The 20,099-nt window shown below is 43.5% G+C and carries 18 protein-coding genes and 9 tRNA genes; 10 read left to right on the forward strand and 17 right to left on the reverse strand.

Translation table 11 applies throughout. The annotated features are described in order from the left end of the window. Positions 1 to 237: 237 nt before the first annotated feature. Positions 238 to 609 carry a YkgJ family cysteine cluster protein gene (locus AAY47_RS04365; RefSeq protein ID WP_047767257.1) on the forward strand — a complete coding sequence of 124 codons (372 nt, stop codon included), beginning with the start codon at positions 238 to 240 and terminating at the stop codon, positions 607 to 609. Between the two features lie 16 nt (positions 610 to 625). Here AAY47_RS04365 and AAY47_RS23030 read toward each other — a convergent pair whose 3' ends face one another. The 8 genes from AAY47_RS23030 to AAY47_RS04405 all read right to left on the reverse strand — a co-directional run bounded on the left by AAY47_RS23030 (position 626) and on the right by AAY47_RS04405 (position 1,674). Beyond that, entirely contained in the window at positions 626 to 946 is a 321-nt protein-coding gene (locus AAY47_RS23030) for an IS630 transposase-related protein (protein ID WP_083446707.1), read from the reverse strand. After that, positions 936 to 1,011: transfer RNA gene (locus tag AAY47_RS04375), tRNA-Val, on the reverse strand. The genes AAY47_RS23030 and AAY47_RS04375 overlap by 11 nt, the downstream gene beginning before the upstream one ends. Before the next feature lie 22 nt (positions 1,012 to 1,033). After that, positions 1,034 to 1,109 (reverse strand) — tRNA-Lys (locus tag AAY47_RS04380). Positions 1,110 to 1,139: 30 nt separating this feature from the next. Then, positions 1,140 to 1,215: transfer RNA gene (locus AAY47_RS04385), tRNA-Lys, on the reverse strand. Positions 1,216 to 1,245: 30 nt separating this feature from the next. Beyond that, positions 1,246 to 1,321: transfer RNA gene (locus AAY47_RS04390), tRNA-Lys, on the reverse strand. Positions 1,322 to 1,367: 46 nt separating this feature from the next. After that, positions 1,368 to 1,443 (reverse strand) — tRNA-Val (locus AAY47_RS04395). A gap of 45 nt (positions 1,444 to 1,488) precedes the next feature. Then, positions 1,489 to 1,564: transfer RNA gene (locus tag AAY47_RS04400), tRNA-Val, on the reverse strand. Positions 1,565 to 1,598: 34 nt separating this feature from the next. Continuing rightward, positions 1,599 to 1,674, reverse strand: a tRNA-Val gene (locus AAY47_RS04405). Between the two features lie 269 nt (positions 1,675 to 1,943). On the opposite strand from AAY47_RS04405, the gene gltX reads away from it, so the two are divergent. The 3 genes from gltX (at position 1,944) to AAY47_RS04420 (ending at position 3,779) form a co-directional block, all read left to right on the forward strand. Then, the gene (gene gltX, locus AAY47_RS04410) at positions 1,944 to 3,359 is read left to right on the forward strand and encodes a glutamate--tRNA ligase (protein WP_047767261.1); all 1,416 of its coding nucleotides are present in this window, start codon (positions 1,944 to 1,946) and stop codon (positions 3,357 to 3,359) included. 202 nt (positions 3,360 to 3,561) lie between these two features. Next, a tRNA-Ala gene (locus tag AAY47_RS04415) sits at positions 3,562 to 3,637 on the forward strand. Positions 3,638 to 3,703: 66 nt separating this feature from the next. After that, positions 3,704 to 3,779 (forward strand) — tRNA-Ala (locus AAY47_RS04420). Between the two features lie 110 nt (positions 3,780 to 3,889). On the opposite strand, the gene AAY47_RS04425 is transcribed toward AAY47_RS04420, so the two are convergent. From AAY47_RS04425 to zipA, 3 genes are all read right to left on the reverse strand, one after another. Next, positions 3,890 to 5,080 (reverse strand): NupC/NupG family nucleoside CNT transporter, encoded by a 1,191-nt coding sequence (locus AAY47_RS04425; protein ID WP_047767286.1) that lies wholly within the window; start codon positions 5,078 to 5,080, stop codon positions 3,890 to 3,892. A 176-nt stretch (positions 5,081 to 5,256) separates the two neighbouring features. Beyond that, positions 5,257 to 7,275: an NAD-dependent DNA ligase LigA gene (ligA, locus tag AAY47_RS04430; RefSeq protein ID WP_047767263.1), complete on the reverse strand. Its 2,019-nt coding sequence runs from the start codon at positions 7,273 to 7,275 to the stop codon at positions 5,257 to 5,259. A 61-nt stretch (positions 7,276 to 7,336) separates the two neighbouring features. Next, entirely contained in the window at positions 7,337 to 8,266 is a 930-nt protein-coding gene (zipA, locus tag AAY47_RS04435; RefSeq protein ID WP_047767265.1) for a cell division protein ZipA, read from the reverse strand. Positions 8,267 to 8,486: 220 nt separating this feature from the next. Between zipA and cysZ the strand changes: the two genes are divergently transcribed. The 5 genes from cysZ (at position 8,487) to crr (ending at position 13,552) form a co-directional block, all read left to right on the forward strand. Then, positions 8,487 to 9,263, forward strand: coding sequence for a sulfate transporter CysZ (gene cysZ, locus AAY47_RS04440; protein WP_047767267.1), 777 nt, complete (start codon positions 8,487 to 8,489; stop codon positions 9,261 to 9,263). Between the two features lie 238 nt (positions 9,264 to 9,501). Further along, positions 9,502 to 10,455 carry a cysteine synthase A gene (gene cysK, locus AAY47_RS04445; protein WP_047767269.1) on the forward strand — a complete coding sequence of 318 codons (954 nt, stop codon included), beginning with the start codon at positions 9,502 to 9,504 and terminating at the stop codon, positions 10,453 to 10,455. Positions 10,456 to 10,886: 431 nt separating this feature from the next. Next, positions 10,887 to 11,144 carry a phosphocarrier protein Hpr gene (gene ptsH / locus AAY47_RS04450; protein ID WP_047767271.1) on the forward strand — a complete coding sequence of 86 codons (258 nt, stop codon included), beginning with the start codon at positions 10,887 to 10,889 and terminating at the stop codon, positions 11,142 to 11,144. A gap of 125 nt (positions 11,145 to 11,269) precedes the next feature. Beyond that, positions 11,270 to 12,997, forward strand: coding sequence for a phosphoenolpyruvate-protein phosphotransferase PtsI (gene ptsI, locus AAY47_RS04455; RefSeq protein ID WP_047767272.1), 1,728 nt, complete (start codon positions 11,270 to 11,272; stop codon positions 12,995 to 12,997). Between the two features lie 45 nt (positions 12,998 to 13,042). Further along, complete coding sequence (gene crr, locus AAY47_RS04460; RefSeq protein WP_047767273.1) at positions 13,043 to 13,552, forward strand: PTS glucose transporter subunit IIA; 510 nt, start codon at positions 13,043 to 13,045, stop codon at positions 13,550 to 13,552. A gap of 149 nt (positions 13,553 to 13,701) precedes the next feature. Here crr and cysM read toward each other — a convergent pair whose 3' ends face one another. From cysM to AAY47_RS04490, 6 genes are all read right to left on the reverse strand, one after another. Then, positions 13,702 to 14,583, reverse strand: a complete 882-nt coding sequence (gene cysM / locus AAY47_RS04465; RefSeq protein ID WP_047767274.1) for a cysteine synthase CysM — start codon at positions 14,581 to 14,583, stop codon at positions 13,702 to 13,704. A gap of 132 nt (positions 14,584 to 14,715) precedes the next feature. Then, positions 14,716 to 15,804 carry a sulfate/thiosulfate ABC transporter ATP-binding protein CysA gene (gene cysA / locus AAY47_RS04470; RefSeq protein WP_047767275.1) on the reverse strand — a complete coding sequence of 363 codons (1,089 nt, stop codon included), beginning with the start codon at positions 15,802 to 15,804 and terminating at the stop codon, positions 14,716 to 14,718. A gap of 14 nt (positions 15,805 to 15,818) precedes the next feature. Beyond that, the gene (gene cysW / locus AAY47_RS04475) at positions 15,819 to 16,664 is read right to left on the reverse strand and encodes a sulfate/thiosulfate ABC transporter permease CysW (RefSeq protein ID WP_047767277.1); all 846 of its coding nucleotides are present in this window, start codon (positions 16,662 to 16,664) and stop codon (positions 15,819 to 15,821) included. Continuing rightward, positions 16,664 to 17,494, reverse strand: coding sequence for a sulfate/thiosulfate ABC transporter permease CysT (gene cysT, locus AAY47_RS04480; RefSeq protein ID WP_047767279.1), 831 nt, complete (start codon positions 17,492 to 17,494; stop codon positions 16,664 to 16,666). Before cysT ends, cysW begins: the two co-directional genes overlap by 1 nt. Continuing rightward, positions 17,494 to 18,531 (reverse strand): thiosulfate ABC transporter substrate-binding protein CysP, encoded by a 1,038-nt coding sequence (gene cysP, locus AAY47_RS04485; protein ID WP_047767281.1) that lies wholly within the window; start codon positions 18,529 to 18,531, stop codon positions 17,494 to 17,496. Before cysP ends, cysT begins: the two co-directional genes overlap by 1 nt. A gap of 265 nt (positions 18,532 to 18,796) precedes the next feature. Then, a complete protein-coding gene (locus AAY47_RS04490) occupies positions 18,797 to 19,372 on the reverse strand; it encodes an RpoE-regulated lipoprotein (RefSeq protein WP_047767288.1) in 576 nt (191 codons plus the stop codon). Positions 19,373 to 19,701: 329 nt separating this feature from the next. Here AAY47_RS04490 and AAY47_RS04495 point away from each other — a divergent pair, with 329 nt between their 5' ends. After that, entirely contained in the window at positions 19,702 to 19,947 is a 246-nt protein-coding gene (locus tag AAY47_RS04495) for a hypothetical protein (RefSeq protein WP_152911295.1), read from the forward strand. Positions 19,948 to 20,099 lie beyond the last annotated feature (152 nt).

Consider the following 20,099-nt stretch of genomic DNA (forward strand, 5'->3'; position numbering starts at 1 on the left):
AAGATGCCTACTATAGCAACTGACCGCCTTTTTCAGAAATTGCACTTATCATGCGAATCCAAGCTATTAAATAATTTCAATTGTATCCAAAAGATATAAATTTATCTTGAAAATAGACATAATTTGGCAACATAATTTATTTTTAAGGGGGCTCGATTTCCATTGGAAAACGGGCTTTTTGCGGAAAGGTTATTTTACCTAAGTATAGGTCTTAAACATCAGATAGTGACATCGGGTATGAGTAAAACGTTAATATCTCAATCCAAGTTACAAGACAATCCCTGTATTAATTGCGGAGCTTGCTGTGCGTATTTTCGTGTTTCATTTTATTGGGCTGAAGCTGAGGATGGTGGCGGCACAGTTCCCGTATCTATGACCGAAAAATTAAATGATTTCAGACGCTGTATGAAAGGCACCAATGAACCTCACCCTCGATGTATCAATTTATGTGGTGAAATTGGTAAGTCGGTTTCCTGTTCTATTTATGATAAAAGGCCCTCCCCTTGCAGAGAATTTCCCCAAGCCTGGGAAACGGGAGATTATAATGAAAGTTGTGATCGTGCCAGAGCTGCTTATGACCTTCCCCCTTTGCCAAAACCTCAAACATAGTTGATACTCGTTTGATTTACGTCATCCACGCATGAAAAATACCGGCATTATGAATGTTCCCCGTAAATAAACTTAAGGTGACGAGGGTTTTTTCGAGAATAGCCCCAATGACGTTAATACGGCCTTTAGCGTGCCAGTCGTGTGAACCAAAACAGCGCAGTCGTTTCAGGGCGTAATACATAGCCGACTGCGAGACACCCAAGCGTTTTGCGCTTTTCCATTGATAATCATCGGGAAAATTTTGGATATCCGCGATGAGTACTGGGTCAGGAATTTTCGTGGCGGGTTTGGCGGGTTTATCGTGTAGTGCCTGATAGGAGACGAAGTGGTGGGCGATACCAGATTCGAACTGATGACCCCCTCCTTGTAAGGGAGATGCTCTACCAACTGAGCTAATCGCCCACTTCATATCCTGCTACCTAAATGGTGGGTCGTGCAGGATTCGAACCTGCGACCAATTGATTAAAAGTCAACTGCTCTACCGACTGAGCTAACGACCCAATTAGGTAATTCTGATTTTGATATCTAAATGGTGGGTCGTGCAGGATTCGAACCTGCGACCAATTGATTAAAAGTCAACTGCTCTACCGACTGAGCTAACGACCCAATTAGATAATTTTGATTTTGATATTTGAATGGTGGGTCGTGCAGGATTCGAACCTGCGACCAATTGATTAAAAGTCAACTGCTCTACCGACTGAGCTAACGACCCATTCTAAATATCAATGTGATACTGGAGACGAAACAACCCGATGAAGTGGTGGGCGATACCAGATTCGAACTGATGACCCCCTCCTTGTAAGGGAGATGCTCTACCAACTGAGCTAATCGCCCACTTCACGATGACTATTAACGACATCAATACCACTGATTTATGATTGGTGGGCGATACCAGATTCGAACTGATGACCCCCTCCTTGTAAGGGAGATGCTCTACCAACTGAGCTAATCGCCCAATCATAAAATCATTTTTATCACTACGAGAAATATGGTGGGCGATACCAGATTCGAACTGATGACCCCCTCCTTGTAAGGGAGATGCTCTACCAACTGAGCTAATCGCCCGTCGTGATGGAGTCGCATTATAGGGATAGTTCGAAGTGAGTCAACGCTTTTTATCACTAAAACAATCGTTCGTCGTAAAATTAAACAGAATGAAATAATTGTAATCACGTTATGGTATCATTCAGATGGGTTATTTTAGCTTTTCTCAATAACCTGCCGTTAACGCCATTGAGGAATTGAAGTGCAGTGATAAAATAACCCCCACTGTTGTTACTTCAATCATCCAACACGCTCTCTAATAAAGAGAAACGTAATTAAGGCAATTCCTGATGAGTAAAATTAAAACCCGTTTTGCACCAAGTCCTACTGGCTATCTGCATGTTGGTGGTGCGCGTACTGCTCTTTATTCCTGGTTATACAGTCGCCACAATAAAGGGGAATTTGTTCTTCGCATCGAAGATACCGATCTGGAACGTTCTACCCAAGAAGCCATCGATGCAATTATGGACGGGATGAACTGGTTAAATCTGAATTGGGATGAAGGCCCTTATTACCAGACCAAACGTTTCGACCGTTATAACCAGGTTATTGACGAAATGTTAGAGCAAGGGACTGCTTACCGCTGCTATTGCTCTAAAGAGCGTTTGGAACAATTGCGTGAAACTCAGATGGCTAATGGTGAAAAACCACGTTATGACGGAAAATGCTGTGATAGCGAGTGCCAGCACAGTCACGATGAGCCACATGTTGTGCGTTTCCGCAACCCACAAGAAGGTTCTGTCGTTTTTAATGACAGCATTCGTGGCCCGATTGAATTCAATAACCAGGAACTGGACGATTTGATCATTCGCCGTACCGACGGCTCACCAACTTATAACTTCTGTGTGGTCATTGATGATTGGGATATGGAAATTACCCATGTTATTCGTGGTGAAGATCATATCAACAATACCCCACGTCAGATCAATATCCTGAAAGCGCTTGGCGCACCTGTCCCGGAATATGCCCATGTTTCTATGATCCTCGGCGACGATGGTAAAAAACTGTCCAAACGCCACGGTGCAGTCAGCGTAATGCAATACCGTGATGATGGTTACCTGCCAGAAGCCCTGTTGAACTATCTGGTTCGTCTGGGCTGGTCACATGGCGATCAGGAAATTTTCAGCGTTGAAGAGATGACTGCACTGTTCAGCCTTGATGCCATCAGTAAATCTGCCAGTGCATTCAATACGGAAAAACTGCAATGGTTGAACCATCACTACATCAATACCCTGCCAGCAGAAAAAGTTGCTGTACATTTAGCCTGGCATATTGAACAGCAAGGTATTGATACTCGCACGGGTCCAGAACTGGTTGATTTGATCAAACTGCTAGGCGAACGCTGCAAAACACTGAAAGAGATGGCTGAATCTTGCCGTTATTTCTATGAAGAATTTGCCGAATTTGATGCAGATGCGGCGAAAAAACATCTGCGCCCGGTTGCTCGCCAGCCATTAGACGTTGCCCGGGCGAAACTGGCCGCTATTACCGAATGGACCCCTGAGAATATCCATCACGCTATTCAGGCGACGGCTGACGAACTGGACGTTGGCATGGGTAAAGTCGGTATGCCACTGCGTGTTGCTGTTACAGGTGCGGGTCAGTCTCCAAGCGTTGATGTAACAATCCATGCAGTTAACCAGGCACGTTCATTAGCTCGTATTGATCAGGCTCTGGCTTATATTGCCCAGCGTGAAGCGCAATAAAATAAATAATCATTTACCGATGTTACGTCATAACGTAGCGTGAATAATCAAGGCACTCAACTTATTACAGTGCCTTGACTTTTTGTCCTCAAAACGGGTCATTGACGGCTTTTTCAGCGCTTACACGGAGAAGATTAATGAATTCATTGACAGAGTTCTCCGGTTTTCATATGATTCGCCCCGTTCTACAGGATTTTGATTTGGGGCTATAGCTCAGCTGGGAGAGCGCTTGCATGGCATGCAAGAGGTCAGCGGTTCGATCCCGCTTAGCTCCACCAAATACTTATCTTACATACTCATCAGAGTAATCGGCATCTGGTATTCAAAACCTGAACCCTATTTGTGGGGCTATAGCTCAGCTGGGAGAGCGCTTGCATGGCATGCAAGAGGTCAGCGGTTCGATCCCGCTTAGCTCCACCAAAATTCTCAATCCCTGAAGACGTAAGTTTTCAGGGATTTTTGTATATAAAAAAGTGGCATCTGCCAGGATGCCACTTTCGATTGTTTTTTATCAAATCCAATGAAACAGATTAGACGCTCAAAATCAGTCCGGTAATTGCTGCGGACAGGAAACTCACCAGCGTTGAACCAAACAGCAATTTCAAGCCAAAACGCGCAACAGCATTACCTTGTTGTTCATCCAGCCCTTTCACAGCGCCAGAAATAATCCCAATGGAACTGAAGTTAGCGAAAGAAACCAAAAATACGGACAGAATACCTTTCGAATGTTCACTTAGTTGAGCAGACATCCCTTGCAGGCTCTGCATCGCCACAAATTCGTTAGAAACTAACTTGGTTGCCATGATACTGCCGACTTTCAGCGCTTCATCACTTGGAATACCAATGATCCATGCAAACGGATAAAACACATATCCCATACACTCCTGGAAAGTAATACCAAATACCAGATGGAAAATTGCATTAATGCCTGCAATCAAGGCAATAAAACCGATCAACATCGCAGTGACAATCAAAGCAACTTTGAAACCCGCCAGAATATAATCGCCCAGCATTTCAAAGAAACTTTGCCCTTCGTGGAGGTGGCTCATATGGATATCTTCTTCATTCTCAACAGAGTAAGGATTGATGAGAGATAAGATGATAAAAGTGCTGAACATATTGAGGATCAGTGCCGCAACCACATATTTTGCATCCAGCATCGTCATGTAAGCACCGACGATAGCCATAGATACGGTAGACATTGCCGTTGCCGCCATCGTATACATCCGGCGCTCAGACATTTTGCCCAGCACATTTTTATAAGCAATAAAATTCTCTGATTGCCCCAGAATCAATGAACTGACCGCATTAAATGATTCCAGTTTACCCATGCCGTTAATTTTAGACAGCACTGTACCTATTACACGAATGACAATGGGTAGTACTTTGATGTGTTGCAAAATACCAATCAGGGCGGAGATAAAAATGATAGGACACAATACATTCAGGAAGAAAAAAGCCAGATTCGCTTCTATCATGCCACCAAAAACAAAACTGGTCCCTTTCTCTGCATAAGACAATAGATGGACAAATAAATCGTCAAATCCTTTAACAACTTTCAAACCGACGTTAGAATTCAGGAAGAACCAGGCCAGAAAGAGTTCGATTATCAGCAACTGAATAATATAACGAATCTTAATATTCTTCCGGTTATTACTTGCCAAAACTGCCAGGCCGCCAATGACCACTAATGCGAGTAAAAAATGTAAAACATGAGATATAGCCATAAAGAAGAACTCCAAACACGATTCTGTGCAAATTTACATCTGTATTTTATGCAACACATGATAGTAAATTTTGATTACTGTCGCACCAATTTACTATTTAGGTGGTTACATATCTCTATTTAGCTAACCCGATCACACTTTAATAATCGCCTCCCTAAATAGAAGACATATTATTCACCTAATAAACGGAGCATTTCCTCTTCATCAATAACGTAAATTCCCAGCCCATTAGCCTTAGCTAATTTGGAACCCGCAGCTTCACCTGCAATAACCAGATCTGTTTTCTTAGACACGCTTCCTGTCACTTTTGCGCCTAATGCTGTCAGCTTATCTTTAGCTTCGTCTCGGGATAAACGACTCAATGAACCCGTCAATACGACTGTTTTACCAGCAAATGGACTGTCTATTTCATCAAGGTTCAGGCTTTCAGTCGATTCCCAATGAATACCAATATTGTTAACCAGATCATCAATCACCACCTGATTGTGTGGCTCATTAAAGAAATTCACAACATGGCGGGCAACAACACTTCCCACATCTTGCACCGCAATCAGTGCCTCCATGTCCGCTGCACGTAATTTTTCTAACGTGCCAAAATGGGCAACCAGGTTGGCGGCTGTCGCTTCGCCAACTTCACGAATACCCAAAGAGTAAATAAAGCGTGCAAAAGTGGTTTTCTTCGCTTTCTCCAAGGCATTAATGATATTTTGCGCAGATTTAGGTCCCATTCGCTCAAGACCTGTTAGTTTCCCGGCTGTCAGTCGGAAAAGTTCAGCTGGCGTTTTGACATACTCTTTATCCACAAGCTGCTCAATAATTTTTTCGCCCATGCCATCAACATCCATAGCACGACGGGAAACAAAATGTTTCAGTGCCTCTTTGCGCTGCGCTGCGCAGAACAAGCCTCCTGTACAACGAGCGACTGCTTCACCTTCGACACGCTCTATATCGGAGCCACAAACCGGACAATGTGCGGGAAAAATCACTTCCTGAGTTTCTGCTGGCCTGTTTTCATAAACAACGCCCACGACTTGCGGGATAACATCTCCGGCACGACGAATAATCACCGTATCACCAATACGCAGTCCCAGACGTTCAATTTCATCTGCATTATGCAGCGTGGCATTACTCACCGTAACACCTGCCACCAATACAGGCTCCAGACGAGCAACCGGCGTAATGGCGCCAGTACGCCCTACCTGAAACTCGACATCACGGATGACAGTCATCTGCTCTTGAGCCGGAAACTTGAAAGCCGTCGCCCAACGTGGCGCTCGGGCAACAAAGCCCAACCTTTCCTGTAATTCGAGGGAGTCAACCTTGACGACAATTCCATCAATATCAAAGCCTAGTGTCGGCCGCTTCTGCTCAATGTCACGGTAAAAATCCATCACCCGTTGAGTGCCCTGGCATAACTTCACGTTGTCATTGACAGGCAGTCCCCACCGCTTGAATTGCATCAGGCGTTCATAGTGACTTGCTGGTAACTCTCCGCCTTCCAGCACACCAACCCCATAGCAATAGAAAGTCAGTGGACGCCTGGCAGTAATGCGGGGGTCGAGCTGGCGCAATGATCCAGCCGCCGCATTGCGGGGATTGGCGAAGACTTTATTTCCTGTACGACGCGCTTCTTCGTTGAATCTTTCAAACCCGGCTTGTTTCATAAAGACTTCACCACGGATTTCGATGCGGGCGGGAATATTATCCCCTTTCAAACGCAAAGGAATGGCACAAATAGTACGGACGTTGGCGGTAATATTCTCCCCCGTTGTCCCATCGCCACGAGTCGCAGCTTGTACCAATTCCCCATTTTCATACAGCAAACTGACCGCCAAACCATCAAGTTTTAGCTCACAACAAAATACCAAATCCCGGCCATCTTTCAGACGATCACGAACGCGTTTGTCAAATGCCAGGTAGCTCTCTTCATCAAATACGTTGTCCAGAGACAACATAGGGATCTCATGGCGTACCTGCTCAAACGCCGTTAACGGTGCTGCGCCCACTCGCTGGGTAGGAGAATCCGCAGTCACCTGTTCTGGATGCTGCTCTTCCAGCGCTTTTAATTCTCTCATCAGACGATCATATTCTGCATCAGGGATCTCTGGCGCATCCATAACATGATACAAATATTCGTGATGACGTAATGTTGTTTTTAATTCATTGATTTTTTGGATAATATTTTCCATGACTTACCACCAGAGATGAAAAACCCCCGACTAGCGGGGGCTTGATACTAAAAAAGAGGGGTTATTCACTGACATTGAGCGTATCACGGATACGCGCCTTATAGAGTTCGATCATCTGTGGTGTCAGCAATTTGCGTTCACCATCCAGAACTATACCTCCCACATCAGCAGCGATGCGCTGTGCCGCCTGTAACATCAGTTTAAAATTCTGATGGGAATCACCATATGAAGGCACAAGCATAAATATGGAAACGCCAGGAGTAGTGAAATCGACCATTTGGTCTGGGTCAAACGAACCAGGTTTTACCATGTTAGCTAAACTGAATAACACAGCACCGCTACCCGATGGGTTTAGATGGCGATGAAAAATATTCATCTCACCAAACCGGAAGCCTGCCTGTAAAACGCTTTGGAACAGTACTTCACCATTCAGCTCCTGCCCATGATGAGCGGCCACATGCAACACCAACACGGTCTCTTTTTTAGTCTGTTCAGATTTAGACTGTGCTTCATTTTTCGCTGCTTTTGGCTGCCCTTCCACAACATCAGAGTCTGCTACCCTGGCCTCTTTCGATGCAACGGGTTCAATCGGATCAAACAAGCCAAGTTGTGGTTCTTCCTGTTGATCATCGACATCTTTCACCTTGACTGTAGAAGCATCAGATTGATGCCTGGCAAGTAAAGGATCAGTACCATCATCAGGCACTATGGCCGACGATTCTGACGCATGACGTTCGATAACCGGCTCTACACGATGTTCAGTCTGCGGTTTGGCCGACTCCTGAACATTCGATTTTGGCATATTATCAAACTGTTCATCGCCATCATCATCCTTTTGCTCTTCCTGCTGCCCCTGTTTATGACGTTTAACTGGGCGATCACGAAAGAGTGATGAACGCTCTTTACGGCTGGTCCACAACCCATGTAATAGCAAAGCTATTATGGCTATCGCACCAACAACGATTAATATCAGACGCAAATCCTGCATCATTGCTATCTCTGTTGTTTAAATTAATTGCCATCACGGCGGAATATTCTTTAGATAAGAGTATTTGTCAAATAGGACAAGTGCAAGTCTCTACATACTTTTCTTACCATAATGAGAGAATTTCTCTGTTTTTTTGGATGTTTTTTACTCATAAAACGACTGGTCAGTAGAAAATCCTGCCTATATCATACCGTCTCAATCATCTAAGAGAGAATAAGAAAATATGACGAATTCGACAAAATTGCCAAAACATGCGAGTGGATTTCACTATATTGCCCAAGGTTGGCAACTAATAACCCGTCCTGGCATTAAGAGATTCGTTTTATTACCTTTATTGGCTAACATCTTATTGCTGGGGGGTTCATTTTGGTGGCTATACCATAAACTGGGTGACTGGATACAATGGACTCTCGATAAAATACCAGACTGGATGCAATGGTTAAGCTATTTAATTTGGCCAATTGCAGTTATCTCTATCCTGCTGTTTTTTACTTATTTTTTCAGTACATTGGCGAATTTTATCGCTTCACCATTCAACGGCTTGCTGGCAGAAAAACTGGAGGCTGACTTAACAGGCATTCCGACACCTGATACTGGCGTTATTGACTTACTCAAAGACACGCCCCGTATTTTGAAACGCGAAGGCGTGAAAATTCTTTACTATATTCCGCGTGCATTTATCCTACTGTTACTTTACTTCATTCCAGGAATAGGCCAAACCGTCGCTCCCCTCCTTTGGTTTATTTTCAGTGCCTGGATGCTGACAATCCAATATTGTGATTATCCGTTTGATAACCATAAAGTCAGTTTTACCACCATGCGTAATACGTTACGCCAAAATAAAATAAAGAACCTGCAATTCGGCGCAGCAGTCAGCATTCTGACTATGATCCCGCTTGTGAACCTGTTTATCATGCCCGTTGCGGTTTGTGGAGCTACTGCGATGTGGGTTGATCGCTACCATGCTCAACATGCCCTGAATCACACATCAGCAAACTAATTTAGCCGCCTGTTGACTACTTTTCTGCCTACTACATCAAACAAAGCCCCTGACAAATTATAAGCATATCAGAGGGCTTTGTTTAAAAATTCATGCCAATCTTAAATAATCAGAAGAATATAAAATGACCATCAATTATTCTTTTATATAATAAGAATAGACTGAAACCTTATTTCCATAAATAGGATGTTAGCGTATGGTTAATCAGTATTTACGGTATGTTAGGGGCAATCGAACAATGAGCAAAATTTATGAAGATAATTCGTTGACTATTGGTCACACTCCGCTAGTACGTTTAAAAAATTTCGCAAATGGCCGCATTTTGGCAAAAGTAGAATCCCGTAACCCCAGTTTTAGTGTCAAATGCCGCATTGGTGCCAATATGATTTGGGATGCTGAAAAACGTGGCATTCTGACCAAAGATAAAGAACTTATCGAGCCAACCAGTGGTAATACAGGGATTGCACTTGCCTATGTTGCCGCGGCTCGTGGTTATAAGCTGACACTGACCATGCCTGAAACAATGAGCCTTGAACGGCGTAAATTGCTGAAAGTACTCGGCGCAAATTTGGTGCTGACCGAAGGTGCAAAAGGCATGAAAGGCGCGATTGAGAAAGCCAACGAAATCCGTGACAGCAATCCTGACCATTATATCCTTCTGCAACAATTCAGTAATCCTGCCAACCCGGAAATTCATGAAAAAACCACTGGCCCTGAAATTTGGGAAGATACCGATGGTAATGTAGACGTTTTTGTTGCTGGCGTAGGAACTGGCGGCACAATCACGGGGGTTGCCCGTTACTTAAAAAATACGCAGGGCAAACACGTTACTATCGTTGCGGTAGAACCCGAAAGTTCACCTGTTATCAGCCAAAAATTGGCGGGTGAAGAACTTAAACCAGGCCCACATAAAATTCAGGGAATTGGTGCTGGTTTCATTCCTGATAACTTAGATTTAACATTAGTTGACCGTGTATTTAAAATCAGCAATGAAGAAGCGATGCAAGTTGCACAAGAAGTTACTGAAAAAGAAGGAATTCTTGCCGGTATTTCTTCAGGGGCCGCTGTTGCAGCGGCTGTCAAAATAGCGCAAGAAGAAGCCTACAAAGACAAAAACATCGTGGTGATTTTGCCTTCATCAGCTGAACGTTATCTCAGTACAGCCCTGTTTGCTGACTTACTCAGTGAGTAAAAATTATACTTAGAATTTTTCACTACATTGACAAAAAGGCACCTCCAGGGTGCTTTTTTGTGCATCAGATCAAAGTTTAAAACTTTCCTAGATGATTTATTCAGGTAGCTTTAGTATTTAACCAGTAATTATTTTGATGCACGAAATTAATCGCCAACCAGACGTTATTCAATTAAAGCATTCTTCGAATAGCGTGTATTAACACCAAATCAACAATTGAGTACATCAAGTATGTTAATTTTTTGATAATGATTATTATAATCCCACTAAATTTCAAGTTAAAATTAACCACGCAATAACTTGAAAAGCGAAGGGAATACGCTTTACTTCATTATCATTTTAACGGTCGTATAAGCCACAGAGAATTCAGCTATATCCAATGGAATTCTCTGTGGCTTATCAACGAATATTTAAGTTATTGAGGAAATACTATGTTCCAGCAAGAAGTTACTATTACTGCACCCAATGGCCTCCACACTCGCCCTGCGGCACAATTTGTCAAAGAAGCAAAAGGCTTTGCTTCGGACATTACTCTGACTTCTGGAGGCAAGTCTGCCAGCGCAAAAAGCCTGTTCAAATTACAAACGCTGGGATTGACTCAAGGTACAGTCGTAACGATTTCTGCTGAAGGCGAAGATGAACAACAGGCTGTTGAACATTTAGTTAAATTAATGGGTGAATTGGAATAATCGTCCGTTCAATTAAGCCAATCTACTCCATTCAGTTTATCCCCAGGCCAATAAAATCTGGGGATATTTAGGGTCTTCCCTAAGTCTTAATGAAAGGTAATCACCCGCAGTCAAGGTCATATAATATGATTTCAGGTATTTTAGTATCACCAGGCATTGCTTTCGGTAAAGCGTTATTACTGAAAGAAGATCCCATCATTATCAATCATAAAAAAATTATTCCTGAACAAGTTGAACAAGAAATTTCCCGCTTTAAGCAAGGCCGTGACAAATCCTCCGCACAATTAGAGATCATTAGAGAAACAGCCGAAAAAAATCTGGGTGCAGAAAAGGCTGAAATCTTCGAAGGCCATATTATGTTGCTGGAAGATGAAGAGCTAGAGCAGGAAATTATCACACTGATTAAAAAAAATCTGTTAACAGCAGATGCAGCCGTTCATTCCGTTATTGAAGATCAGGCCAATGCGCTGGAAGAACTGGATGATGAATATTTGAAAGAGCGAGCCGCCGATGTCCGTGATATTGGTAAGCGCTTACTGAGAAATATTCTGGATATGCCAATTATCGACTTAGGTTCCATTGAAGAAGAAGTCATCTTGGTTGCCAGTGACCTGACCCCGTCAGAAACCGCACAACTTAATCTGGACAAGGTATTAGGTTTCATCACTGACCTTGGTGGCAGAACGTCTCACACTTCCATTATGGCCCGCTCTCTGGAATTACCGGCGATTGTTGGTACAACCAATGCGACCAAGCAAATCCAAAATGACAACTACCTGATTCTGGATGCCGTCAATAATCACATTTATGTGAACCCATCTGATACTGAAATCGAGAAACTGAAAACGGCGAAAAGTGAGTATCTGACAGAAAAAACCGAACTGGCGAAGCTGAAAGACTTACCTGCCATCACATTGGATGGTCACCAAGTTGAGGTTTGCGCCAATATCGGTACGGTGCGTGACATTGCTGGCGCTGAACGCAATGGTGCCGAAGGTATTGGTTTATACCGTACTGAATTTCTGTTTATGGATCGTGATTCTTTGCCAACCGAAAACGAACAGTTTGAAGCTTATAAAGCAGTTGCAGAAGCTGTTGGTAATCAAGCCGTCATTATTCGTACAATGGATATTGGTGGCGATAAAGACTTACCTTACATGAATCTGCCAAAAGAAGAGAACCCATTCCTTGGCTGGCGCGCGATCCGTATTTGCCTTGACCGTAAAGAGATCTTACATTCTCAATTACGTGCTATCCTGAGAGCTTCTGCATTTGGTAAACTGCGCATTATGTTCCCAATGATTATTTCAGTTGAAGAAATTCGGGAATTGAAAGTTGAGCTTACGTTACTCAAAGAGCAATTACGCAATGAAAACAAAGCATTTGATGAATCGATTGCAGTAGGCATCATGGTGGAAACGCCTGCTGCTGCAACCATGGCCCATCATCTTGCAAAAGAGGTTGACTTTTTTAGTATTGGGACAAACGATCTAACTCAGTATACTCTTGCGGTAGACCGTGGTAACGAGCTGATTTCTCATCTCTACAACCCAATGTCACCAGCTGTGCTGAGCTTAATCAAGCAGGTTATTGATGCCTCACACGCCGAAGGTAAATGGACAGGCATGTGTGGAGAGCTTGCCGGTGATGAACGCGCCACGCTGTTGCTCCTGGGCATGGGGTTGGATGAGTTCAGCATGAGTGCAATATCAATTCCACGCATTAAAAAGATCATCCGTAATACTAATTATGATGATGCAAAAGCACTGGCAGAGCAGGCCTTGACTCAGCCAACAGCAAAGGAATTGATGGATTTGGTTGACACCTTTACCAGAGAAAAAACACTCTGCTAAAAATTAGCCAGAATACGGTCCCATTAAACAATTAGGAGAAGATTCATGGGTCTGCTTGATAAATTGAAATCTCTGGTTTCAGACGATAAAAAGAATAGTGGCAGTATTGAAATTATCGCGCCATTGTCAGGTGAAATAGTCAACATCGAAGATGTTCCAGATGTTGTTTTTGCCGAAAAAATCGTCGGTGATGGTATCGCGATTAAACCAACCGGCAATAAAATTGTCGCTCCTGTTGATGGCACCATTGGTAAGATCTTCGAAACTAATCATGCTTTTTCTATCGAATCTGATAGTGGCATTGAGCTGTTCGTCCATTTTGGCATTGATACCGTTGAACTAAAAGGTGAAGGTTTTAAACGCATTGCCGAAGAAGGTCAACGGGTACAAAAAGGGGATTTGGTTTTAGAGTTTGATCTGGCATTTCTGGAAGAAAGAGCTAAATCAACCTTAACTCCTGTGGTTATTTCTAACATGGATGAAATTAAAGAGTTAACGAAAGTCAATGGCTCCGTAGTCGTAGGTGAGTCAGTCATCATGCGAATCAAAAAGTAACAGAAAAATCATTGCGGGATATGTGCCTCTTTTTCTGTTAACCGATTCGTTTTAATTGATGAACTGTTCGTAAATCGTCACTGCTTTATCAGGCTAGTCAGTTCAGGGTGTCTGATAAAACAGGACGATTTTTTACGGATGATAAAAGGTTAATTAAATACCCCTGTAGACAAGTACCTGTCACCACGATCACAAATAATCGCAACAATGACGGCACCAGGGTTTTCGGCAGCAATACGTAATGCCCCAGAGACTGCCCCACCAGAACTGACACCACAGAAAATACCTTCCTTTTGCGCCAACAAACGCATAGTCTCTTCCGCTTCCGTTTGGGTGATATCCAGGACCTGATCCACCAGCGCTTTCTGGTAAATTCCGGGCATATACGCTGGAGTCCAACGACGAATACCAGGAATATGACTCTCTTCCGCAGGTTGTAATCCGGTCACTTTCACTCTGTCAGACTGAGATTTCAAATAGCGGCTTACCCCCGTAATCGTGCCTGTCGTTCCCATACTGGAAACAAAGTGCGTGATCCGCCCCTGTGTTTGCTGCCAAATTTCCGGGCCAGTCGTATTAAAATGAGCCAGTGAATTATCCGTATTATTAAATTGGTCCAGAACTTTTCCTTCCCCATTTTTCTCCATTTCTTGCGCCAAATCCCGCGCACCTTCCATTCCCAATTCTTTACTGACTAAAATTAACTCAGCACCGTAAGCCCGCATTGATGCCTGTCTCTCAACGCTCATATTTTCAGGCATCAATAATTTTAGGCGATATCCTTTTACCGCCGCGATCATCGCCAGTGCAATACCGGTATTACCACTCGTTGCTTCAATCAAAACATCACCCGGGACGATTTCCCCACGCAATTCCGCTTGCAGGATCATCGAAAGCGCAGCCCTGTCTTTTACGGAACCTGCCGGGTTATTACCTTCCAGCTTCACCCAAATCTCAGCGTCAATGCCTTCTGTCATTCGCTGTAATTTTACCAGCGGTGTATTACCTATAAATTCTTCCAAGCTTGCCACAGCATTACCTAGTTCGTATGAGAATGGATAAGCAAATAATCATATTAAGGAAACTGTAGCAAGACATTAAGCAAAAAATCCCTACTTCCTTGCATGACGGAAAATAGGGATTCAATATAAAGGTAAATTAAATCAGGCTGATTCAGCAAATCTCAACACTTTTAAGGGTAAATTCCCCGCATACAAGCGGGCACCCGTGCCCCCAATAAAATAGTGATTTCCTCTAACGGGTATGGATGAATTATCCTGCCAAATCACCGACAGGTATTCATCCCCCCACCCTATCGGCTGCACTGATAACAGGAAAAAATGACCGCGAGGGCTGACTTCCACGATTTGTACCGGCAAAGGGCAAGCCGGTGTTTGCCTGGCACTCAGCATCATATCCCAGGGTCGGAAAAAAACATCAACACGTCCTTGATGCAGCGGTGTGATATTCAATGGAAAAATTTTCCCGCCAATACGGAGTTGGGAACCTTTAATTTCACCATTCAGTTTGTTTATTTCCCCCATAAATTCAAGCACGAATCGGCTCTCTGGTTCATGCCATACTTGTTGGGGAGTACCAACCTGCTCAATGCGCCCTTGATTCATAAGTACCACCCTGTCAGCCACCTCCATTGCCTCTTCCTGATCATGGGTGACAAATACGCTGGTAAACTTCAATTCTTCATGCAGCTGGCGCAACCAACGACGTAACTCCATGCGAACCTGAGCATCTAATGCACCAAAAGGCTCATCCAATAAGAGGATCTGTGGCTCAACCGCCAATGCCCTTGCTAATGCTACACGCTGTTTTTGTCCACCAGAAAGTTGCGACGGATAACGTTCTGCCAAATGGGCAAGTTGCACCATATCCAGCAATGCCATGACCTTACTACGCAACGCCTCAGCACCGGGACGCTGACGACGAGCAAGAACCGTCAGGCCAAAAGCCACGTTATCAAATACCGTCATATGGCGAAATAAGGCATAGTGCTGGAATACAAACCCAACACGCCGATCTTTTGCATGTAGTCGGCTGACATCCTGGCCGTGGAATTTCAATTGGCCCGCACTCTGCTGCTCCAGCCCTGCGATGATCCTCAACAATGTCGTCTTGCCAGAACCCGATGGACCAAGCAGGGCGACCATCTCCCCAGATTCGATATCCAGTGAAATGTCATTCAGTATCTGAGATAGACCAAAAGATTTACTGATTTGATTGATTTCAATACTCATATCCCGCTCCTAACCTACCCGTGCTGGCGGCTTAAACGCCATTGCAATGCACTTTTGACAATCAGAGTAATAATCGCCATCACCGCTAATAAGGCCGCAGCCGTAAATGCGCCAACCGTGTTGTAATCTTGATACAACAGCTCAACCTGCAAAGGCAGCGTATAGGTTTCACCGCGAATTGCCCCCGATACCACAGACACAGCCCCAAACTCCCCAATCGCCCGCGCATTGGTCAAAACGACGCCATATAACAATGCCCAACGAATATTTGGCAAGGTCACGCGCCAGAACATCTTCCAGCCAGAGGCACCCAACAATATGGCAGCTTCATCCTCCTGATTACCCTGACTCAACATCACCGGCACCAATTCACGGACAACAAACGGACATGTCACAAACACGGTCACCAATACCATACCAGGCCATGAAAACATCAATTGGATGTCATAATTCCCAAGCCAGCTTCCTAACCAGCCATTCGCACCATAAAACAGCAGATAAAGTAATCCAGCCACAACCGGCGAAATCGCAAACGGAATATCAATTAATGTCAGCAATAATTGCCTGCCGGGGAATTGGAAACGAGTCACTAACCACGCCGTCATCACACCAAAAACTAAATTAAGGGGGACGGTGATAAGCGCAATCATCACTGTTAACCAGATAGCGTGCAGCATATCGGGATCGAAAAGATTCTGGGCAACTATGTCGATTCCTTTGGAAAAGGCGGTCAAGAAAATCCATGCTATCGGTATGACCAACAGCAGAAGGGAAAAAAGTACACCAGTGCCGATCAGTAACCATTTTCCCCAATTTATAGCGGGGCGTTGTGCCACTGTGTATGCGGAAAATTCAGTCATTAATGTCCCCCTATCCGTTTACCAAAACGGCTTTGCAAGATATTAACGCTAAACAGCAGTAATAACGACGCTGCGAGGATGACTGAAGCGATCGCACTAGCCGCCGGATAATCAAATTCTTGCAGGCGGACAAAGATCATCAGGGAGGCAACTTCGGTCTGCCAGGCAATATTGCCTGCAATGAAAATCACGGCACCAAATTCTCCCAGGCTACGCGTAAAAGAGAGCACAGTTCCGGCGATCAATGCAGGTGAAACCTCTGGTAATATAACCCGCCGAAAAGTCTGCCAACGGCTTGCTCCCAATGTCTGTGCTGCTTCCTCATATTCAGGGCCTAATTCTTCAAGCACAGGCTGAACAGTACGCACAACAAACGGCAGGCTAGTGAATGCCATTGCGAGCGCAATCCCCAGCCAGGTATTGGCGACTTTGATATCGAAATGACCAAGCCAGGCCCCATACCACCCTGTTGCAGAAAAGAGTGTCGCTAGCGTTAAACCCGCAACTGCCGTCGGTAAAGCAAACGGCAAATCCATCAAACCATCTAATAAACTACGTCCGGGAAATTGATAGCGCGTTAATATCCAGGCCATCAACATGCCAAAAACCATATTGAATAAACTGGCAACCGCTGCGGCCAACAGTGTCACCTGATAAGCGGCAACAACCTGCGGGTTAGCGATGACTTGCCAATATTGTTCCCATGTCATACTGGAAAGCTGTACGACCAATGCGCTTAATGGCAATAGCAGGATAAGGCAGACATAAAACAGACTACAGCCTAAACTCAGCCCAAATCCGGGCAAGACACGTTTGCTAAATACCCACATTATTTGCGCCCTTCTTTCAATAACTGATCAAGCGTACCGCCAGTATTAAAGTGAGTTTTCATCACTTGAGACCAGCTACCGAATTGTTCTTCGAGGCGAAACAGTTTGGTGACAGGAAAACGGGATTGCTGGGCTTTCATCACATTTTGATCAATCACACGATAACTAAAACTGGCTATGATTTGCTGGGCTGACGGACTATACAGATAATTTAAATACGCTTTGGCAACCGCTTCCGTACCTTTTTTCTGCACACTCTTATCCACCCAGGTCACCGGGAATTCAGCCAAAATATTGACCGGCGGTACAATGACCCGGTAATTATCTTCTCCATACTGTTTACGAATGTTATTGACCTCAGATTCGAAGCTAATCAGTACGTCCCCTATACCCCGTTCAATAAAGGAAGCTGTTGCCCCACGGCCTCCGGTATCAAACACCGCTACATTCTGTAAAAAGTGCTGCATCAGTTGGCGCACTTTAGCAGGATCATGCGGATTTTTTTGCTGAAAAGCGTCCCATGCAGCCAAATAGGTATAGCGTCCATTACCTGACGTTTTTGGATTGGGGAAAACTAATTTCACATCATTTCGCACCAAGTCTTCCCAAGATTGGATATGTTTGGGGTTACCTTTATGTACCAGAAACGCCATAGTGGAATAATATGGAGAACTGTTATTCGGCAAACGCTGCTGCCAATTGACGGGAATAAGATTGCCGCGATCGTGCAAGATCTGAATATCTGTGACTTGGTTATAAGTGACGACATCCGCCCGCAATCCATGCAAAATAGCCAATGCTTGTTTAGATGAACCGGCATGGGACTGCTTAATGGTCAACTTATCCTGCGGGTTCTGTTCATTCCATTGTTTTTCAAATTTCGGATTCAAGCTCAAGAATAATTCTCGCCCGATATCGTAAGAACTATTCAGCAACTCAACAGCCAAGGCGCTAGAGCTATAAACGTTGAGACAGGCAAAAAACAACAAGCTAGTCACTCCGTTTAATAATTTATTTTTTATTGCCACTATTTTCATCCAACACCTTACTCAGCACGCTATTTGACAACAATTTCTCTACTGTATCCAGAATCTTTATAACAGGGTAGTTTACTGGCTACTGTTTTATATACCGAATTTTTATGAGAAATGATGAAAAACGATAAGATGTAGAAAATATCAGGTTACAGGTGCCAGCCGCTTTTCAAGTAACTAAAACAGTTTGAACTCTGGCACACTGCCCTCATCATGCAAGTGGATTAAAAGATTTTTGACTTGATATAACGCTATTTATAGGTGTTTATCAGGATTTCCAAATAATACGCGAAACTTTCCAGCCCTTCAAAACATCATCAGAAGGCATTAATCCTTCAGGGCCTTCCCAAATTCCGGTAAAAACATAGCTGACATGCTGACTTTGTGGAGCGGTACAAATGACTGTAGGCGGCACAGTGAGATCATGGGCGCGCTGACATTTTCCAAATGCCTGGTTATAGAGACTGGAGAAAGGTGTGCCTATTTTCGTTCCCCAGACTGTTTTAACTTCATCATCCAACACGTCAATACGATTAACTTTACCATTGACCAGACCGTGAAATTCCAGTTTTACCTGACCTTCTTCCATACCCTGAATCACACTCACTAACTTGCCATCTTGCATCTCCATACCACTACGCAGACGATATTTTCCCTCCAACCCGTTTTCGATCACAGATTGAGACATATCCGTCTGTTTATTGATTTTTCCTAGACCCTGCTCAGAAACGCTTAGGGAACTGCCAAACCAATTAAGCGGTGATAAAGCAGGCCATGACATTCTTAAAGTTCCGGCACAAGCCGTCAACAAAAATGAGCATCCGACTAAACTGCTGGCTACCATAACCCTCTTCTGTTTAGAACAGAAATTAAATGCAAAAAATTTATCCATCGCTGTTTTCTTACCTTTGGCTCTATGGAATTGTCATTTGATATCTATCAGACCACATTCTAAAAAAAACATTCAATTGCAAATATACAAACCATTCATCAACAGAAACATCAAAATCATGTTTAAAAGATGTTATTTATCAAATATTACATATCCATTTATAAAGTAAACTGTATTATCAAATTAACATAATAAACTTTTATCCTTATCTGCCTGCCAATGCTTATTTTCATATACCCCTGCTATGGCTCATTGGTCAGGTGATATAACTCAGGAAAGAAATGATGAATATCCCTTATCAATATCATGTTAATTGTCAACAACCTTCTGGCTGGATCGTATTAAAAGGAAAGTCTCTGTACTCTATACCTGAACATTATTTTCTATCTAAGGATAAAAATGGGAATATTAAAGTGATGCTTTACATTGACAATGAAAAGCCGGCAATGTCAAAAGATATTCTTGTTATAAAAAACAAATATATGAGAAGATGGGTACACTCTATTCATGCTTCATCAAAAAAGTAGTGGTTGAAAAAGATAATAGCTAAATCAGAGTATATATTCTCGATAAACCTCAGGTTGCAATCCGCAAAACAACACAAGACCTTATACCTCCCCAGGGCAAGATCACGAATGTTTTTTAGTCAAAAATAAACAGGTTGCTTCGAGTAAAGAGC

The sequence above is a fragment of the Xenorhabdus griffiniae genome (assembly GCF_001028135.1).
Lineage (GTDB): Bacteria > Pseudomonadota > Gammaproteobacteria > Enterobacterales > Enterobacteriaceae > Xenorhabdus > Xenorhabdus bakwenae.